We start from the raw sequence: 16935 nt of genomic DNA on the forward strand, positions 1-16935 counted from the left end.
CGCGACCAACGGCGGCGCACTGCTGTGGCAACACCTCTTCTGGTTCTTCGGCCATCCAGAGGTGTACATCATCGCCCTGCCGTTCTTCGGCATCATCTCCGAGGTCATCCCGGTCTTCTCCCGCAAGCCGATGTTCGGCTACATGGGCCTGGTCGCGGCGACCATCGCGATCGCCGGTCTGTCCGTGACGGTGTGGGCGCACCACATGTACGTCACCGGCGGTGTGCTGCTGCCGTTCTTCTCCTTCATGACCTTCCTGATCGCGGTCCCCACCGGTGTGAAGTTCTTCAACTGGATCGGCACCATGTGGCGCGGCAGCCTCTCCTTCGAGACGCCCATGCTCTGGGTCATGGGCTTCCTGGTGACGTTCGTGTTCGGCGGGCTGACCGGGGTCATGCTGGCCTCGCCGCCCCTGGACTTCCCGACCTCCGACACCTACTTCGTCGTCGCCCACTTCCACTACGTCATCTTCGGCACCGTCGTCTTCGCGATGTTCGCGGGCTTCCACTTCTGGTGGCCGAAGATGACCGGCAGGATGCTGGACGAGCGCCTGGGCAGGATCACCTTCTGGACGCTGTTCGTCGGCTTCCACGGCACCTTCCTGGTCCAGCACTGGCTGGGCGTGAACGGAATGCAGCGCCGGATCCCGGACTACCTGGCGGTCGAGGGGCTCACCACGCTCAACACCGTGTCGAGCGTCTTCTCGTTCCTGCTCGGCGCGTCGATGCTGCCGTTCTTCTACAACGTGTGGAAGACGGCGAAGTACGGCGAGCCCGTCGGCGTGGACGACCCGTGGGGCTACGGCCGTTCGCTGGAGTGGGCGACGTCCTGCCCGCCGCCGCGGCACAACTTCCTCACCCTGCCGCGGATCCGCAGCGAGTCCCCGGCGTTCGACCTGCACCATCCGGGCTTCGCCGAACGGGAGCGGGAGCTGACCGCGCGATGAGCGGCGACGACGGCCGGACGCTCGTCCAGGAGATCGAGGGCCATCTGCTGCTGGCCGCCGCGCGCGAGGAGGGCCGTGCGGCGGCAGCCCGGCTGGCAGCCCGGCTGGGCTGGCTCACCGACAGCCAGCGCGACGACCTGGAGCGGCAGTTCGAGGCGGAGTACCTGGCGCTGGCCCGCACCTCGTGGCGGCGCACCGCCCGGCGCGCCGAGGAGCTGCGGCTGGCGTACGAGAGCAGGTACCGGTCGCTGCGTCTGCGGCTGGCGGCCTGGGGCGTCCTCGGCTGTGCCCTCGTGGCCGCGACGGGGCTGCTGGTGCTGGCGGCCGGCTAGGCCGGGTCCGGGGGCCTGTGCGCCGGCCATGTGTGCGGGGCGCCCGGTGGGGAACCTGTTTCGTCCGGGTTCGGGAGGGATGAGAGGAGCGGCGCCTGTGACAGTGTCGGCGGCGGACGGTCGGGACCCGGGCACGCGGGAGGCCGGGTACGAGCCGGACCCGCGCCGGTGGCGGGCCTTGTGGGTGACTCTCGTGGCCGGCTTCATGAGCCTGCTCGACGTGACCATCGTGGCCGTCGCCCTGCCCACCATCCAGCGCGATCTGCACGCCTCCGCCGCGCAGGTGCAGTGGGTGGTCTCCGGTTACGCCCTCACCTTCGCCCTCGCCCTGGTCACCGCCGGGCGCCTGGGCGACGCCCTGGACCGGCGGCGCATCTTCCTGCTGGCGCTCGGCGGCTTCGTGGTCTTCAGCGCGGCCTGCGGCGCGGCCCCCGACATCACGCTGCTGGTGGTGGCCCGGCTGGCCCAGGGCCTGGCGGCGGGTGTCATGGCCCCGCAGAACTCCGCGCTCATCCAGCAGCTCTTCCGCGGCGCCGAACGCGGACGCGCCTTCGGGCTCTTCGGCTCGATCGTCGGCATCTCCTCGGCCGTCGGACCGATCACCGGGGGCGTCATCCTCGCGCTCGCCTCCGGCGCCCAGGGCTGGCGGTGGATCTTCTACGTCAACGTCCCCATCGGCATCCTCGCGGTCCTGCTCGGCCGCCGTCTGCTGCCCCGCACCCGGCGCTCCGGCCGGGGGCACGTGGACGTGCCCGGGACCCTGCTGCTGGGACTCGGCGTGCTCTGCATCATGTACCCGCTGGTGCAGGCCGACTCGGGCGGCATCGGGCAGCTGTGGTGGCTGTTCCCCGTCGGCGTCGCCATCCTCGCCGTGTTCACGCGCTGGGAGCGGCGCCTGGTCGCCCGCGGCACGCAGCCACTGCTCGACCCGCGCCTGTTCACCACCGTGCGCGGCTACGCGGTCGGCGCCGGTGTCGGCACGCTGTACTTCATCGGCTTCAGCGGCGTCTGGCTGGTCTTCGCCCTCTTCTACCAGCACGGCCTGGGCTTCACCCCGCTGCGCTCCGGGCTTGCGGTGACCCCGTTCGCCGTCGGCTCCGCGATCTCGGCCGTGGTCGCCGGCCGACTGGTGGAGCGGTTCGGCCGGCTGCTCACCGTGTGCGGTCTCACGGGCGTGATCCTCGGCCTCGGCGGCACCGCGCTGCTGCTGCGCTACGGGCCCGCCGACAGCGGTCCCTGGCTCGCCGCCCCGCTGCTGTTCCTCGGCGGTGTCGCCGGCGGCTTCGTCGTCTCCCCCAACATCACCATGACCCTGCGGGACGTGCCGGTGCGCATGGCGGGAGCGGCGGGCGGCGCCCTGCAGACCGGCCAGCGGCTCGGCGCGGCGGTGGGCACCGCCGCCCTGCCCGGGCTCTTCTACCTGGTGCTCGGCCGGAACCATGACTACCACGGCGCCCTCTTCGCCGCGCTGGGCGCCGCCCTCGTCGGCATGGCGGCCTCCCTCGCCCTCGCCACCTCCGACTGGCGTCGCGACCGGCGGATAGGCGGGCCGCGCCGCAAGTGCCCGGACGAGGTCGCCAACAGCCCGGTGAACGCCCGACAGACCTGAGCGGGCGGCGGACCCGAGCGGGCCGTCCGCGTCCGGCGGGGGCCGGCCCAGGCTTCGCGCCGCGCGCGGCGGCGGTCGCACAGCCCGCCCGGGTCGCGTCGCCGGGAGAGCGGGGCTGAATCCGCGGCGGCGCGGCCCACCGGCGTGTTCGCGCGGAGTTCACGCCAGCGGACGGCGGCGGTCGCACAAACCGCGCCGCCGGGAGGGCGGGACCGAGCCCGCGCCGGCAGGGCGCACCGGCGCGTTCATGCGGGCCTCACGCCAGCGCACGGCCGCAGCCGCACAGCCCCGGGTCGCGCCACCGGGAGGGCGGGGCCGAGCGTGCGGCGCGCGGGGCACACCGGGGCGTTCGCGCGGGCCTCACGCCAGCGCACGGCGGCGGTCGCACAGCCCCGACGCGCGCCGCCGGGAGGGCGGGACCGAGCCCGCGGCGGCGAGGCACACCGGCCATGTCGCGCGTCCCCGGCCGTCGGAACGATGTCAGCCGGGGGTGAGCACCATACGGAAGCGGGCGCGGCCGGAGAGCATCTTCCGGTAGGCCTCGTCCGCCTGTTCCAGCGGTACGGACTCGGTCATCGGGCGGATGCCGTGCAGGGCGCTGAACGCCATGGTGTCCTCGACGTCCTTGGCGGTGCCGGAGGGGTGGCCGCGGACCACCCGGCCGCTCATCAGCAACTGGACCGGGCTGATGCCGAGCGGCTCGGTGTCCGCCCCGATGACCACCAGCTCGCCGCGGGGCGCCAGACCCTCCACGGTGGCGGTGATGGCCTCGGAGTGACCGGCGGTGGCGAGCACGACCTTGGCTCCGCCGAGCGACTGCAGGGCCTCGGCGACCGGGGTGCCGGAGGTGCTGTCGACGTAGTGGTGGGCGCCGAGCCGCTTGGCGAAGTCGGCCTTCTCCGCGCCCCGCGCGATTCCCACGATCTCGAAGCCCATGGCGGCCGCGTACTGCACCCCCAGGTGCCCGAGACCGCCGAGCCCCAGCACGGCGACCAGGTCGCCCGGCCGGGCGGAGCTGCGCCGCAGCCCGTTGTACGTGGTGACGCCGGCGCAGGCCATGGGCCCGGCGTCGCCCGCCGCGAGCCCCTCGGGGATCCGGGCCAGGGCGTCGACGGGCACGAGCACCTTGTCGCCAAAGCCTCCGTCGTAGGTCCACCCCGGGACCTGCAGGTTCTCGCACACGACGAAGTCGCCCTCGCGGCAGGGCACGCAGTGTCCGCAGCTGCCGCCGAACCAGCCGACGGCCACCCGGTCGCCGGTCCGCCACCCGCGGTCCTCGGTGCCCGCGCCCAGCTCCTCGATCCGCCCGGCGATCTCGTGCCCGGGCACGTCGGGGAACGTCACGCCGGGCAGTGCGCCACTGACGAAGAGGGCGTCACTGTGGCAGACCCCGCACGCCTCGACGGCGACCAGGACCTGTCCGCGCCCGGGGCTGGGCACCTCTCGCTCGACGAGTTCGAACGTGCCGTCCGGGACGGTCACCTGCGCGACTCGGTAGGTACTCATCTGCATCTCCGGAGAACGGTTACGACGGCCCCCTGCACCAGCAGACCAGGTGCGGCCGGATGCCGCGCGCCGAGCCCGCGGGCCGGGGCCGCGCACCGGCGCTGACCGGGGCCCGCGCCCCGCTCATCCCCGCCCGGCCCGCCAGCCCTCCGGGCGCAGGATGCCCATCAGCTGGCGGACCAGTTCGTCGACGACCTCGTCCAGGGTCGCGTCCACCCAGCCGGCGCTCCAGTCGTGCAGCAGGCCGTTCACGCTGCCGATGAAGGCGGTGGCCGCGAGCCGGTAGTCGCGCGCCGCCGCCTCCCCGCGGGCCACGGCCGCGTCGGCCTCGGCGCGGATCAGGCCGACCCAGCGGGACCGGCGGGCGAGCCGCTGCTCCTCCAGCCGGGCGCTGACGCCGATGATCTCCACGAAGGCGATGCGGATGCGGCGCGGGTCGCAGGTGACGTCGCGGGCGTAGGCGCGGAACAGCACGGCGACCCGCTCGGCCAGCGGCAGGCCCTCCGCCGCCGCGAGCGCGTCCAGCACGGCCCGTTCGGCCCAGGCGTTGACCTCCAGGTGCAGGGCGGCGAGGACGTCCTCCAGGGTGCGGAACTCCTCGTAGAACTGGCGGGTGGACAGGCCCGCGGCCTGGCTCAGCGCGGCCACCGTGGTCGCCCGGTAGCCCGGTGCGTCACCGAAGAGCCGCAGCGCGGCGTCCAGGAAGCGGCGGCGCCGCTCGGCCTGCCGCTCCTCGGCGGACCTGCCGCCGTATCGGCCCGTCGGCGCCCTGAGCCTGCCCGTCACGCTGCCCCCTCCCGGTCCCACCACTCCCCCAATCTTGTCGTGCACACATCTTGTCGAGAAGGCCGAACCTTCCTTACTTTTCAGTAAGTTCACAGTGAAAGCGCCCGTGTTCAGATTCCCCGAGGAAAGAGAGCAGTCATGCCTGCCTCCAGAACCAGGCACCTTTGCTCCATGGCCGCCGCCCTCGCGCTGACCCTCGCCGGCCCGGCGTCCGCCGCCTGCGCCGCCACCGCTTCCGCCTCGGACGCCGCCGGTCTGCGGGAGGTGCTGTTCGTCGGCAACAACTGGGACGGCACCGCCGATGTGATCAAGTCCTCCGGCGACTTCGCGAAGATCGGCCGCGTCGACGTCGTCCCGGACAAGGCCCAGCGGATGGCGGAGATCAACGCGGACCCGATCCGGTGGATCTACTTCCAGGCCATCCGCAACAGCGTCGGCGAGGGCCACGACCAGTTCGCCGACGACATGTACTCCACCCCGGACGGCCGCTCGGTCGTGGTCTCCCGCCCGAGCTTCGCCGACGTCGTCTCCATCGACCTGGCCACCGGGAAGGTCAACTGGCGCTTCCCCGTGTCCGGTTACCGGGCCGACCACATGGCGGTCTCGCCGGACGGCACCCGGGTCGCGGTGTCCGCCTCGACCGCGAACACCGTGCACGTCCTGGACATCGACACCGGCAGGCAGCTCGGCTCGTTCGCGACCGGCGACAAGCCGCACGAGAACATCTTCACCAGGGACGGCAAGTACATCTGGAACATGTCCATCGGCGACGTCAACACCGCCCTCGACGACCCGGTCTGGGACTGGACGAAGGGCGACCGGCACATCACGGTCGTGGACGCGACGACCTTCAAGCAGGTCAAGGTGATCGACATGCGCCAGCGGCTGGACGCGTACGGGCTGAAGGACTTCTCCGACGCCGTGCGGCCCGCCGTGTTCTCCCCCGACGAGTCGAAGCTGTACTTCCAGGTGTCGTTCTTCAACGGCTTCCTGGAGTACGACGTGGCCGCCGACCGGATCACCCGGATGAAGACCCTGCCGAAGAACCCGGCGACCAGCGCGGACCGCACCACCTGGGTCAACGACTCACGCCACCACGGTCTTTCGATGAATCCAGCGGGCACCAAGCTCTGCGTGGCGGGCACGATGGACGACTACGCCACGGTGGTCGACCGGGCCACCCTCCAGGAGGGTCCGCTGGTCACCGCGTCCAAGCCGTACTGGGCCACGGTCAGCGGCGACGGCAAGGACTGCGTGGTCTCCGAGTCGGGCGCCGACCAGGTCACCGCGATCGACTTCGCCACCGGCCGGAAGGTGACGTCGGTCCCGGTCGGCGACCATCCGCAGCGCGTCCGCCTCGGGCACGTCCAGGACGGCTGGACCGGCCCGGCCGGACGCTGATCGGCGCACGGCCTCCCCAGGGTGCCCCGCCCCGGGGAGGCCGTGCTACTCCTGCGACGGACGCCGGGACGGCCTCAGTCGCCCACCCTGCGCGTGGTGCGCAGCAGGTACTCCTTCCGGTCGAGCGGGTTGTGGTCGGTGCGCGGGCGTTCGGGCACCGGAGGGCGGGTGACCGGCGCGTAGTGGTCGAAGGCGGTCTCCAGCTCGCCCTCGCCGCGGGTCAGCCCGGGCAGCCGCTGCTCCAGTTCGTGCACCCGCGCGGCCGGCACCGCTCCCCGGAGCACACAGACCCCGCCGTCCGCCCCGGTGTCCTCCGGTACGGCGCGCAGCCGGGCCAGCACCGGCAGCAGGGCGCCCAGGGCGTCGGCGGGGGCCGTGAGGCGGAAGCGGTGCATCGGCTCGTGCACCACCGTGCCCGCCCGGCGCAGCGCCTCGGCCAGGACCAGCGGGGTCAGCCCCCGGAAGTCGTACCCGGTGCTGGACATGCTCTTGTCGAAGCCCTGGTGGGCGTGGCTCTGCCGGGGCGAGTAGCCGCAGTGGGTCAGGGTGACCGCGCAGTCGGGGACCTGCCAGCCGCGCAGCCCCTGGCGGAGCGTCTCGCGGACCGTGTCCTCCACGGCCTTGAAGAAGGCGTACGGCATGGAGCCCAACTCGACCTCCAGCCGGAACTCGACGCCCGCGCCGGGCGGGGCGGGGTCGGCCCGCAGGCCGACGGTGGCGAGGAAGGGATTGCCGTCCTTCTTGTTGAACTCGACCGCGTGGCCGGTGCCGACGAGCCGTTCGACGCACAGGGTGGTGGTCTCCCGGAAGGTGACGTCCAGCCCGTACTCCTCGGCGAGCGTGGCCTGGACCACCTCCTTCTGCACCTCGCCGTAGAGGGAGACGGAGGTCTCCCCGCGCACCTCGTCGTGGCGGGCGCCGATCAGCGGGTCCTGCTCGGCGAGCTGGGCGAGCGCGAGGTGCAGCGAGCGCCGGTCGGCGTGGGGGCCCGGCACGACGACGGTCTCCAGGGTCGGGGGCGCGAAGTGGTGCTCCTGTGCCCGTCCGGGCGCGCCGAGCGCGTCCCCGATCCGGACGCCGCCGAGCCCCCACACCCGGGCGATGCGGCCCGCCGCGACGCCGTCCTGCCGGGTGTCGGCGCCCCGGTCGAAGACGGTGAGCGCGGTGACCCGGCCCTCCTCGCGGCCGGCGCCGACGGGGACGCGGTCGCGTACGCGCAGGGTGCCGGAGAAGAGACGGGCGTAGGCGATCTTCTCCCCCGCGGGTCCCCGCTCGACCTTGAACACGGTGCCGGATAGCGGGCCGTCCGGGTCGCCGCCGGCCGGGGGCAGCAGCCGCTCGATGCCGTCGACCAGCTCCGGCACCCCGGCCCCCGTGACGGCGGAGCCGAAGTAGACCGGATGGACCAGGGCCCGCCGGGTCTGCCGGGCCAGGGCCGCGCGCAGCCGCCGCCGGGTGACCCGGCCGTCGACGTACGCGGACAGCAGGGCGTCGTCGTGGTCGGCGAGGACGTCGAGCGCCGACTCGGCGAGGCCCGGGACGAAGCGGGCGGCGGGGGTGCCGGAGGCGGCGGCCGTCCCCATGGCGACCAGCGGTACGGCGAGCCTGCGGGCCATCTCGTCGAGCACGGCGGAGCAGCGGGCGCCGCGCCGGTCGATCTTGTTGACGAGGACGAGGGTGGGGATGCGCAGCCGGCGCAGGGTCCGCATCAGCACCCGGGTCTGCGCCTGGACGCCCTCGACGGCCGAGACGACCAGGACGGCGCCGTCCAGCACGCCGAGCACCCGTTCCACCTCGGCGATGAAGTCGGGGTGGCCGGGGGTGTCGATGAGGTTGACGGTCACCGTGTCGAGCGGGAACGACACGACGGCCGACTTGATGGTGATGCCGCGCCGGCGTTCCAGCGCGAGGGTGTCGGTGCGGGTGCTGCCGGCGTCGACGCTGCCGATCTCGTCGGTCACGCCGGCCGCGTGCAGCAGCCGTTCGGTCAGGCTGGTCTTACCGGCGTCGACATGGGCCAGGATCCCTAGGTTGAGCGAGTGCACGAAGCGTCATGTCCTTGGGTGAGAGGGATGTTCCTTCCTGGGGGGACATGAACGGTGCGCGCATGATCGCTCCTGGTTCCGGCCGGGGACTCGACCGGTGCAGTGCAGCAGGGCCGGTCCCGCCACGGCAATGGATTAATGCTCAACGAAACATCCGCCGCAGCGCTCGCCGGGTCACGACCGCCGCCTTAGAGTGACCTGCGTCGCGCCGTTTGGACCGAATTCAACCCTTGTCACCCCTGCCCGCACTGTCTGGAGGGCGCGTGCCGAGTCGTCACAGGACGCGGCCGCCAGGCCCGGATACCGGCGCGACCCGGCACGGTCGGGCGCGGACCGGGCGGGTCGTGCTGACCGCCGCCGGAACGGGGTGGGCGCCGATCACCCGGATGGACGGCCCGGAACAGGTGCGGGGCCGCCCGGAGGAGGGGCCGCGGGCGGCCGGCCCCGGGTGAAGGGAGCGGAAGGTGCGTGAGATCCTCCCAGCGCTGGAGCGCTGGTACCGGGCGGGGGTGCCGTTCGGGCTCGCCACCGTCGTCGCCGTCAGCCGCAGCGCGCCGCGCGGCCCCGGCGCCGCGATGGCCGTCGGGCCGGACGACGAGGTCCTCGGCAGCGTGTCCGGGGGCTGCGTGGAAGGTGCGGTGTTCGAACTCGCCCAGGAGGTCGCGGCGAGCGGCGCGGCGCGGCTGGTGACCTACGGGTACAGCGACGCGGACGCGTTCGCCGTCGGGCTCACCTGCGGCGGCGAGATCACCCTGCTGGTGCGGGCGGTGACGCCCGGCTCGGACCCGGCGTTCGGCAGGGTCGCGGCGTCGGTCGCCGCGGGCGAGCCGGTGACCGTGGCCACCGTGATCGACGGGCCCGCCCCGCGCGGGGCCGCCCGCGCGGTCTGGCCGGACGGCGCCGAGGGCACCCTGGGCGCGGCCGGGCTGGACCTGGCGGTCACCGCCGACGCCCGCGGTGAACTCGCCCTCGGCGCCTCGGTGCTGCGGCACTACGGGCCGCACGGGGAGCGCCGGGAGGACTCCGTCACGGTTTTCCTGCAGTCGTTCGCGCCGCCGCCGCGCATGCTGGTCTTCGGCGCGATCGACTACGCGGCGGCCGTGGCGCGGATCGGGTCCTTCCTCGGCTACCGGGTCACCGTCTGCGACGCCCGCCCGGTCTTCGCCACGCCGAAGCGGTTCCCGGACGGCGTGGAGGTCGTCGTCGACTGGCCGCACCGCTATCTCGCCGCCACCGGCACCGACCGGCGCACGGTGATCTGCGTGCTCACCCACGACCCGAAGTTCGACGTGCCGCTGCTGGAGGAGGCGCTGCGCCGGCCGGCCGCGTACATCGGGGCGATGGGCAGCCGCCGTACCCACGACGAGCGGCGTGAACGGCTGGCCGAGGCCGGTATCACCGAGGCCGAGCTGGCCCGGCTGCGCTCGCCGCTCGGGCTCGATCTCGGGGCCCGTACGCCCGAGGAGGTGGCGGTGTCCGTCGCCGCCGAGATCGTCGCCCTGCGCTGGGGCGGCAGCGGCGCTCCGCTGACCTCGACCGCCGGGGCCATCCATCCGGCCGCCGCCCCCTGAGCGCGAGGAGGAACGCGTGGAGCGGCACCACGAGTTCACCGTCCCCGGCACCCCACAGCGGCGCGATGCGCGAACCGCTAGGTGAGGCGGTGCAGGGTCACGTCGGTGAGGGCGCCTCCGGCGACGGCCGCGGTGAGGTAGGTGTGGTGCGGCTGGCGGCGGCGGTCGGTCGGGGAGCCGGGGTTGAGCAGCCGGAGTCCGCCGGGGGCGACGGTGTCCCAGGGGATGTGGCTGTGGCCGAAGACCAGCACGTCCAGCTCCGGGAAGCGGGCCGCGCAGCGGGCCTCGCGGCCCCGCGCGGGCCCGGTCTCGTGCACCACGCCGAAGCGCAGCCCGCCGAGTTCGGCGTACGCCACCTCGGGGAGCCGGGCCCGCAGCTCGGGGCCGTCGTTGTTGCCGTACACCGCGACCAGCCGGCGGCTGCGCTCCTCCAGCAGGTCGAGGGTGGCGGTGTCGACCCAGTCCCCGGCGTGGAACACCACGTCGGCGCGCGGGAGTTCGGCGAGCAGCGGGTCCGGGAGCCGCTTGGCGCGCCTGGGCAGGTGGGTGTCGGACATCAGGAGCAGTCGCACACGGCCACTCTAGGGATGCGGTGAGGTGAGGTGGCGGATGCCGCGTACGGCGCCCAGTACGGCGACGCCCGCGCCGAGGGCGGTGGCGGCCGGGTGCCGGGCCAGGGCCTCTTCCCAGGAACGCCCGTGCGCCTTGTCGTCGAAGGCCCCGTGGGCGCCCTGGTCGTCCTCGGGCGCCCGGTCGGCGGGCTCGAAGAGGTTGTCGAGGCCGGTCGGCGGGACGCTGTCGGTCTCCTGGGAGCCGAAGCCGGTGCGGGCGAGGTACCGGTCGAGCAGGGCCGGGGCGAGGCGGTTGGCCCACAGGGTGGCCACGGTGGAGGCGCCGACGTAGTACTGCTTGCGGCGCGGGTGGTCGGCCGCGTACGCCACACCCCGGGCGGCGACCTCCGGCTGGTAGATCGGCGGCACCGGCATGGGGTGCTTGTCGAGCCGGGAGCGCACCCAGTTGAACTGGGGCGTGTTGACGCCGGGCATCTGCGCGACGGTGATGTGCACGTTGCTGCCGCGGTGCAGCAGTTCCAGGCGGACGGAGGACGTGAAGCCGTTGATGGCGTGCTTGGCGCCACAGTACGCTGACTGCAGCGGGATGGACCGCTCCCCGAGCGCCGAGCCGACCTGCACGATCGTGCCCCGGTCGCGCGGCAGCATCCGCTTCAGGGCGGTGCGGGTGCCGTTGACGAAGCCCAGGTAGGTCGTTTCGGTGGTGCGCCGGAACTCCTCGGGGGTGATCTCGTCGAACGGCGCGAACACGGACGCGAAGGCGCAGTTGACCCACAGGTCGATCGGGCCGAACTCCTTCTCCGCGGCCTCCGCCACGGCCTCGACCTGGGCGGGGTCGGCCACGTCGGCGGGCTGGACCAGGGGCCGCCCGCCGAGGACCGCGACCTCGTCGGCCGCGTTGCTCAGGCCGCCCTCGCCCCGCGCCACCAGGACGACGTTCGCGCCGCGGCCGCCGTACAGGCGGGCGGTGGCACGGCCGATCCCGGCGCTGGCACCGGTGATGACGACGGTGGGGGGCATGATGTCTCCTCTCGCGCGGCGATGTGCGGCGTTGTCCGGGTCACCGGGCTGGGCCGGGCCCGTCGCCGGGACGCGACGGCCGGCCGGACGCTCGTGGCCGATTCCTCATGGCCGCCTCCTCAGGGCCGCCTCCTCAGGTCCGGCGGCGCAGCCGTAGCGCGGCGCCCGTGCCGGCCGCGGCGGCGGCGAGGGCGGCGGCGGAGGCCGTCGCCGTCCAGCGCGCGGTGCGCGACGGTCCGGGCGGACGCTGGGCCAGGCGTTCGGGCGCGTCGCTGGGCAGGTTGCCGTCCAAGGCGAGGGCCAGGGCCTCGGCGAGGTGCAGGGCGCGCCGGCCGGTGCCGCCGTCCTCGATCTGGGTGCGGCAGCTGAAGCCGTCGGCGAGGACGACGCTGCCCGGGGCGGCGGCGCGGACAGCGGGCAGGACGCCCTGTTCGGCGACGGCCATGGACACTTCGTGGTGGCCGCGTTCGAAGCCGAAGTTGCCGGCCAGTCCGCAGCAGCCCTCGTCGAGGACGTCGGCGTCGAGGTGGGCGCGGCGCATGAGTTCGCGGTCCGCGTCGAACTTCATGATGGCGTGCTGGTGGCAGTGGGTCTGCACGGTCGCGTGCCGGGCGAGCGCCGGCGGCCGCCAGTCGCCGGGCGCGTGGTGGACCAGTTGCTCGGCGAAGGTGCGGAACTGCCCGGCGAGCCTTTGCACGTCCTTGTCGGCGGGGAGCAGTTCAGGGGCGTCGGCGCGGAAGACGGCCGTGCAGGAGGGTTCGAGGCCGACGAGGGGCGTGCCTGCCTCCAGGTAGGGCCGCAGCACGCCGAGGGTGCGACGCAACACCTTCTGCGCGACAGTGAGTTGACCGGTGGAGATCCAGGTCAGGCCGCAGCACACGGGTTCGGTGGGCACGGCGACCCGGAAGCCGGCGTCCTCCATGACCCGCACGGCCGAGATGGCGATCGAGGGGTGGAAGTAGGTGCTGAAGGTGTCGGGCCACAGCACCACGGTGCGCGGGTCGGCGGGGTCGGGCTCCTCGCCGCCGCGGGCCTGCCACCACTGCACGAAGGACCGCTGGGCGAACACCGGCGCCGGGCGGGCCCCGTCGACGCCGGCCAGCCGCTTGCCGGCGCGGGCCAGGCCGGGCGCGTGCAGCACGGTGTTGACCAGGACCGGCGAGAGGCGGGACAGCCGGGCCCACAGGGGCAGCCAGCCCAGCGCGTAGTGGGCCGCGGGGCGTGGCCTGCCCTCGTAGTGGTGGGAGAGGAACTCGGCCTTGAGCGTCGCCATGTCGACACCGGTGGGGCAGTCGGACTTGCAGCCCTTGCAGGCGAGGCAGAGGTCCAGCGCGTCGCGCACCTCGGTGGAGCGCCAGCCGTCCTTGACCGCCGAGTCGGCGTGGCCGTCGAGCATCTCGAACAGCAGCCGGGCGCGGCCCCGGGTGGAGTGCTCCTCCTCCCGGGTGGCCCGGTAGGAGGGGCACATCACGCCTCCGGTGTGGCCGCGGCAGTTGCCGATGCCGACGCAGCGCATCACGGCGCGGTTGAAGGAGTGGTCGTCCTCCGGGAACTGGAAGTGGGTCGCGGGGGTGGCGGGACGCCAGGACGGGCCGAGGCGCAGTTGTCCGTCGACCGGGTTGGGGTCCACGATCTTCCCCGGGTTCATCCGGTTGCCCGGGTCGAACAGGGCCTTCATCTCGCCGAAGGCGGTCACCAGCCGCTCGCCGAACATCCGGGTGAGCAGCTCGCCCCGGGACTGGCCGTCGCCGTGCTCGCCGGACAGGGAACCGCCGTAGGAGGCGACGAGGTCGGCGGCGCGCTCCACGAAACGGCGGAACCCGGCGACGCCGTCGGCGGTCTTCAGCCCGAACGGGATGCGGGTGTGCACACAGCCCTGCCCGAAGTGCCCGTACAGGGACGGGTGGTCGTAGCCGAACTCCTCGAACAGCGCCTTCAGGTCCCGCAGGTAGTCGCCGAGCCGCTCGGGCGGGACCGCGGAGTCCTCCCAGCCCTCCCAGGTCTCGCGGTCGTCCGGCGGGCGCGCGGTGACGCCGAGCCCGGCTTCGCGTGCCCTGAGCATCCGCTGCTCGCGCTCGGGGTCGTCGGAGAAGGCGACGTCCGGGTCCTTCTCGCCCCGGCCGACGGCCCGCAGCAGGGCGTGCGCCTGCTCGTCGACGGCCTCCTGGCTGTCGCCGGCGAACTGCACCATCAGCCAGCTGTCGCCCTGCGGGAGGATGCCGAGGGACTCGAGGTAGGCGCCCTCCTCGCGCATGAGCTGGGCCATCCGCCCGTCCAGGGCTTCGAGCTGGCTCGGCGAGCAGTGCTCCAGCAGCCGGGAGACGTCGTCGGCGGCGGCGCAGATGTCCTCGTAGCCGAGCACCAGGAGTGACTGGTACGCCGGCACCGGTACCAGGTCGAGTTCGGCGCGCAGCACCGTCACCAGCGTGCCCTCGCTGCCCACGAGCGCCCTGGCGACGTCGAAGCCGCTCTCCGGGAGCAGGGAGTCGAGGTTGTAGCCGGATACCCGGCGCGGGATCTTCGGGAAGCCGCGGCGGATGTCGGCGAGGTAGTCGGTGGCGATGCGGTCCAGGCCGGCGTAGATCTCGGCGAGCCGGCCGCCGCGCTCCGCGATCCGGGCGCGTTCGCCGGGCGGGGTCGGGCCTACCCAGGCGCGCTGTCCGTCGTAGGTGAGGATCTCCAGGCGGCGTACGTTGTCGACGGTCTTGCCGTAGGCCTGGGCGGAGGCGCCGCAGGAGTTGTTGCCGATCATGCCGCCCAGCGCGCAGTGGCTGTGGGTGGACGGCTTGGGCCCGAACTGCAGCTTGTGGCGGGACAGCAGACGGTTGAGTTCGTCCAGGACGATGCCGGGCTCGACCACGCAGGTGCGGGCCCCGGGGTCCACGGACAGCAGCGCGTCGCAGTACTTGGTCCAGTCGATCACCACGGCCGTGTTGGTCGTCTGCCCGGCGAGGCTGGTGCCGCCGCCCCGGGAGAGGACGGGCACGTCGAAGCGGGCGCAGACGGACACCGCGCGGGCGCCCGCCTCCACCGTGCGCGGCACCACGACCCCGATCGGGACCTGCCGGTAGTTCGAGCCGTCCGTGACGTAGGCCCCGCGGCTGCCCGCGTCGAAGCGGACCTCGCCGTCCACCTCGGCGGCGAGCGCCGCCCGCAGCCCTGCGATGTCCCACCCGGTCATCCGCGCTCCTCGAACTCGGCTCGGCACCTGTCCTGCCCCTGTCCGGGACGGGCGAGTACCCGAGTATTAGACAGGCAAAACTGAACAGTTTCGACTGGACAGTTTCTCCTGGCGGTCCTAGGGTGACGGCATGGCCGACATCTCCGAATCCGCTGTGCGCACCGCGCGCGACCTGCGCGTGGTGTTCAGCCGGCTGCGGCGCCGGATCCGCGAGGTCGCGCAGGACGCCGACCTCACCCCCTCGCAGGAGTCGGCGCTCTCCCTGGTCGGCAAGCACGGCGCGGCCACGGCCAGCGCGCTGGCCGGCGCCGAGGGCGTACGGCCCCAGTCGATGGCGACCACGCTGGCCGCCCTGGAGCAGCACGACCTGGTCCGGCGCGCCCCCGACCCGGACGACGGCCGCCGTCAGCTCGTCACCCTCACCGAGGCCGGCCGGGCCCGCGTCGAGGGCAACAAGCAGTTGCGCGAGGAGTGGCTGGCCCGCGCCTTCCAGGACCGCTACTCCGAGGAGGAGCGACAGACGGTCCTGACCGCGCTGGAGCTGCTGGAACGGCTCTCGCGCCCGTGATACCCAGGCTCACCGCACGCACCGGCCGGGCCGCGGGCACCTCCCCCGCCGGGTTCGACCGCCGGCTGATCGCGCCGATGGTGCTCGGCTCGGTGCTGAACCCCGTCAACTCGTCCATGATCGCCGTGGCGCTGGTGCCGATCGGCATCGCGTTCGGGGCGCCGCCCGCCGAGACCGTGTGGCTGGTCTCGGCGCTCTACCTGGCCACGGCCGTCGGCCAGCCCGTGATCGGGCGGCTGGTGGACACCTACGGGCCGCGCCGGCTCTACCTGACCGGCACCGCCCTGGTCGGCGTCGCCGGACTGCTGGGCGCGCTCGCGCCCTCGCTCGGCGCACTGATCGCGGCCCGGGTGCTGCTCGGGTTCGGCACCTCGGCGGCGTACCCGGCGGCCATGCGGCTGACCCGCGCCGAGGCCGAGCGCACCGGGCAGGACAGTCCGGCGGGCGTGCTGGCCGCGCTGGCCGTCGCCGCCCAGACCGTGGCCGTGGTGGGGCCCGCGCTCGGCGGGCTGCTGATCGGGTTCGGCGGCTGGCGTGCGGTGTTCACCGTCAACGTGCCGCTGTCCGCGGCCTGTCTGGTCCTCGGCGTGCGGAGGCTGCCGCGCACCGCGCCGCCCCGCGGCGGGCGCCGGGGCGTCGACCTGCCCGGCATGGCGCTGTTCACGGTCATGCTGGTGGCGCTGATGCTGTTCCTGACGGCCCCGCGCACCGACCGCTGGTACCTGCCGCTCCTGGCCGCCGCCGCTGCCGCCGCGTTCGCGCTGCGCGAGCTGCGTTCCCGGGACCCGTTCATCGACCTCCGCGTCCTCGGCGGCAACGGCCCGCTGCTCGCCACGTATCTGCGCCAGCTCCTCGCCTACACCACGTCCTACGCGTTCATGTACGGCTACACGCAGTGGCTGGAGCAGGGCCGCGGGCTGAGCGCCGCCAAGGCCGGACTGGTCCTGCTGCCGCTGTCGGCCACCGCGCTCGCCGTCTCCGCCCTCACCGGGCGGCGCGAGGCGGTGCGCGTCAAGCTGCTCACCGGCTCCGCGCTGCAGATCGCCGGCTCCGCCACCCTGCTGCTGGTCCGCGCGGACAGCCCGGCGTGGCTGCTGCTCGGGGTCGGCGCGCTCCTCGGCGTCCCGCAGGGCCTCGTCGGGCTGGCCGCGCAGAGCGCCCTGTACCGGCAGGCCGATCCCGAACGCATCGCGTCGGCCGCCGGACTGCTGCGCACCTTCATGTACCTCGGGGCGCTGGGCGCGTCCGCCGCCACCGCGGCGTTCTACCCGCACCGCGCCGACACCGCCGGCCTGCACGGCCTGGCCCTGTTCATGCTCGCCGGCTCGGCCCTGCTGCTGGCGACCACCGTCTCCGACCGTTCACTCGGCCGGCTCACCTCCGGAAAGGCCTGATCGA

The 16935-nt window shown here is 73.8% G+C and carries 13 protein-coding genes; 7 read left to right on the forward strand and 6 right to left on the reverse strand.

Annotated elements, in window-relative coordinates:
* The 3 genes from TNCT1_RS27380 to TNCT1_RS27390 form a co-directional block, all read left to right on the forward strand.
* The coding region (locus TNCT1_RS27380; RefSeq protein WP_174266475.1) for a cbb3-type cytochrome c oxidase subunit I at nt 1-946 on the forward strand (946 nt) is incomplete at its 5' end.
* The gene (locus tag TNCT1_RS27385) at nt 943-1278 is read left to right on the forward strand and encodes a hypothetical protein (protein WP_143637124.1); all 336 of its coding nucleotides are present in this window, start codon (nt 943-945) and stop codon (nt 1276-1278) included. The genes TNCT1_RS27380 and TNCT1_RS27385, both read left to right, overlap by 4 nt.
* 79 nt (nt 1279-1357) lie before the next feature.
* Complete coding sequence (locus TNCT1_RS27390; RefSeq protein ID WP_143637127.1) at nt 1358-2887, forward strand: MFS transporter; 1530 nt, start codon at nt 1358-1360, stop codon at nt 2885-2887.
* 480 nt (nt 2888-3367) lie between these two features.
* Here the strand turns inward: TNCT1_RS27390 and TNCT1_RS27395 are convergent, their stop codons facing one another.
* Both TNCT1_RS27395 and TNCT1_RS27400 read right to left on the reverse strand, forming a co-directional pair.
* Entirely contained in the window at nt 3368-4393 is a 1026-nt protein-coding gene (locus tag TNCT1_RS27395) for an alcohol dehydrogenase (RefSeq protein WP_143637130.1), read from the reverse strand.
* Between the two features lie 123 nt (nt 4394-4516).
* Entirely contained in the window at nt 4517-5179 is a 663-nt protein-coding gene (locus TNCT1_RS27400; protein WP_143637133.1) for a TetR/AcrR family transcriptional regulator, read from the reverse strand.
* Between the two features lie 138 nt (nt 5180-5317).
* Between TNCT1_RS27400 and TNCT1_RS27405 the strand changes: the two genes are divergently transcribed.
* The gene (locus tag TNCT1_RS27405; protein ID WP_143637138.1) at nt 5318-6580 is read left to right on the forward strand and encodes a YncE family protein; all 1263 of its coding nucleotides are present in this window, start codon (nt 5318-5320) and stop codon (nt 6578-6580) included.
* Between the two features lie 74 nt (nt 6581-6654).
* Here TNCT1_RS27405 and TNCT1_RS27410 read toward each other — a convergent pair whose 3' ends face one another.
* Nucleotides 6655-8625, reverse strand: a complete 1971-nt coding sequence (locus TNCT1_RS27410; RefSeq protein ID WP_143637143.1) for a translation factor GTPase family protein — start codon at nt 8623-8625, stop codon at nt 6655-6657.
* Nucleotides 8626-9089: 464 nt separating this feature from the next.
* Between TNCT1_RS27410 and TNCT1_RS27415 the strand changes: the two genes are divergently transcribed.
* Nucleotides 9090-10196, forward strand: a complete 1107-nt coding sequence (locus TNCT1_RS27415; protein ID WP_143637148.1) for an XdhC/CoxI family protein — start codon at nt 9090-9092, stop codon at nt 10194-10196.
* Nucleotides 10197-10273: 77 nt separating this feature from the next.
* Here the strand turns inward: TNCT1_RS27415 and TNCT1_RS27420 are convergent, their stop codons facing one another.
* From TNCT1_RS27420 to TNCT1_RS27430, 3 genes are all read right to left on the reverse strand, one after another.
* The gene (locus TNCT1_RS27420; RefSeq protein ID WP_143637153.1) at nt 10274-10768 is read right to left on the reverse strand and encodes a metallophosphoesterase; all 495 of its coding nucleotides are present in this window, start codon (nt 10766-10768) and stop codon (nt 10274-10276) included.
* Nucleotides 10769-10777: 9 nt separating this feature from the next.
* Entirely contained in the window at nt 10778-11788 is a 1011-nt protein-coding gene (locus TNCT1_RS27425; protein ID WP_143637156.1) for an SDR family oxidoreductase, read from the reverse strand.
* A gap of 133 nt (nt 11789-11921) precedes the next feature.
* Nucleotides 11922-14969 (reverse strand): FAD-binding and (Fe-S)-binding domain-containing protein, encoded by a 3048-nt coding sequence (locus TNCT1_RS27430; RefSeq protein ID WP_143637160.1) that lies wholly within the window; start codon nt 14967-14969, stop codon nt 11922-11924.
* Between the two features lie 130 nt (nt 14970-15099).
* Between TNCT1_RS27430 and TNCT1_RS27435 the strand changes: the two genes are divergently transcribed.
* Together TNCT1_RS27435 and TNCT1_RS27440 are read left to right on the forward strand one after the other, a co-directional pair.
* On the forward strand, nt 15100-15537 hold the full coding sequence (locus TNCT1_RS27435; RefSeq protein ID WP_143637165.1) for a MarR family winged helix-turn-helix transcriptional regulator: 438 nt from the start codon (nt 15100-15102) through the stop codon (nt 15535-15537).
* Nucleotides 15534-16931 carry an MFS transporter gene (locus tag TNCT1_RS27440; RefSeq protein ID WP_143637170.1) on the forward strand — a complete coding sequence of 466 codons (1398 nt, stop codon included), beginning with the start codon at nt 15534-15536 and terminating at the stop codon, nt 16929-16931. The genes TNCT1_RS27435 and TNCT1_RS27440 overlap by 4 nt, the downstream gene beginning before the upstream one ends.
* Nucleotides 16932-16935: the final 4 nt, after the last annotated feature.

The organism is Streptomyces sp. 1-11, from assembly GCF_007176755.1.
Taxonomy (GTDB): Bacteria; Actinomycetota; Actinomycetes; order Streptomycetales; family Streptomycetaceae; genus Streptomyces.

Coding starts and splice junctions, on each gene's coding strand:
- TNCT1_RS27385 (WP_143637124.1), top strand. CDS start 943: ATGAGCGGCGACGACGGCCGGACGCTCGTCCAGGAGATCGAGGGCCAT.
- TNCT1_RS27390 (WP_143637127.1), top strand. CDS start 1,358: ATGAGAGGAGCGGCGCCTGTGACAGTGTCGGCGGCGGACGGTCGGGAC.
- TNCT1_RS27395 (WP_143637130.1), bottom strand. CDS start 4,393: ATGAGTACCTACCGAGTCGCGCAGGTGACCGTCCCGGACGGCACGTTC.
- TNCT1_RS27405 (WP_143637138.1), top strand. CDS start 5,318: ATGCCTGCCTCCAGAACCAGGCACCTTTGCTCCATGGCCGCCGCCCTC.
- TNCT1_RS27425 (WP_143637156.1), bottom strand. CDS start 11,788: ATGCCCCCCACCGTCGTCATCACCGGTGCCAGCGCCGGGATCGGCCGT.
- TNCT1_RS27430 (WP_143637160.1), bottom strand. CDS start 14,969: ATGACCGGGTGGGACATCGCAGGGCTGCGGGCGGCGCTCGCCGCCGAG.
- TNCT1_RS27435 (WP_143637165.1), top strand. CDS start 15,100: ATGGCCGACATCTCCGAATCCGCTGTGCGCACCGCGCGCGACCTGCGC.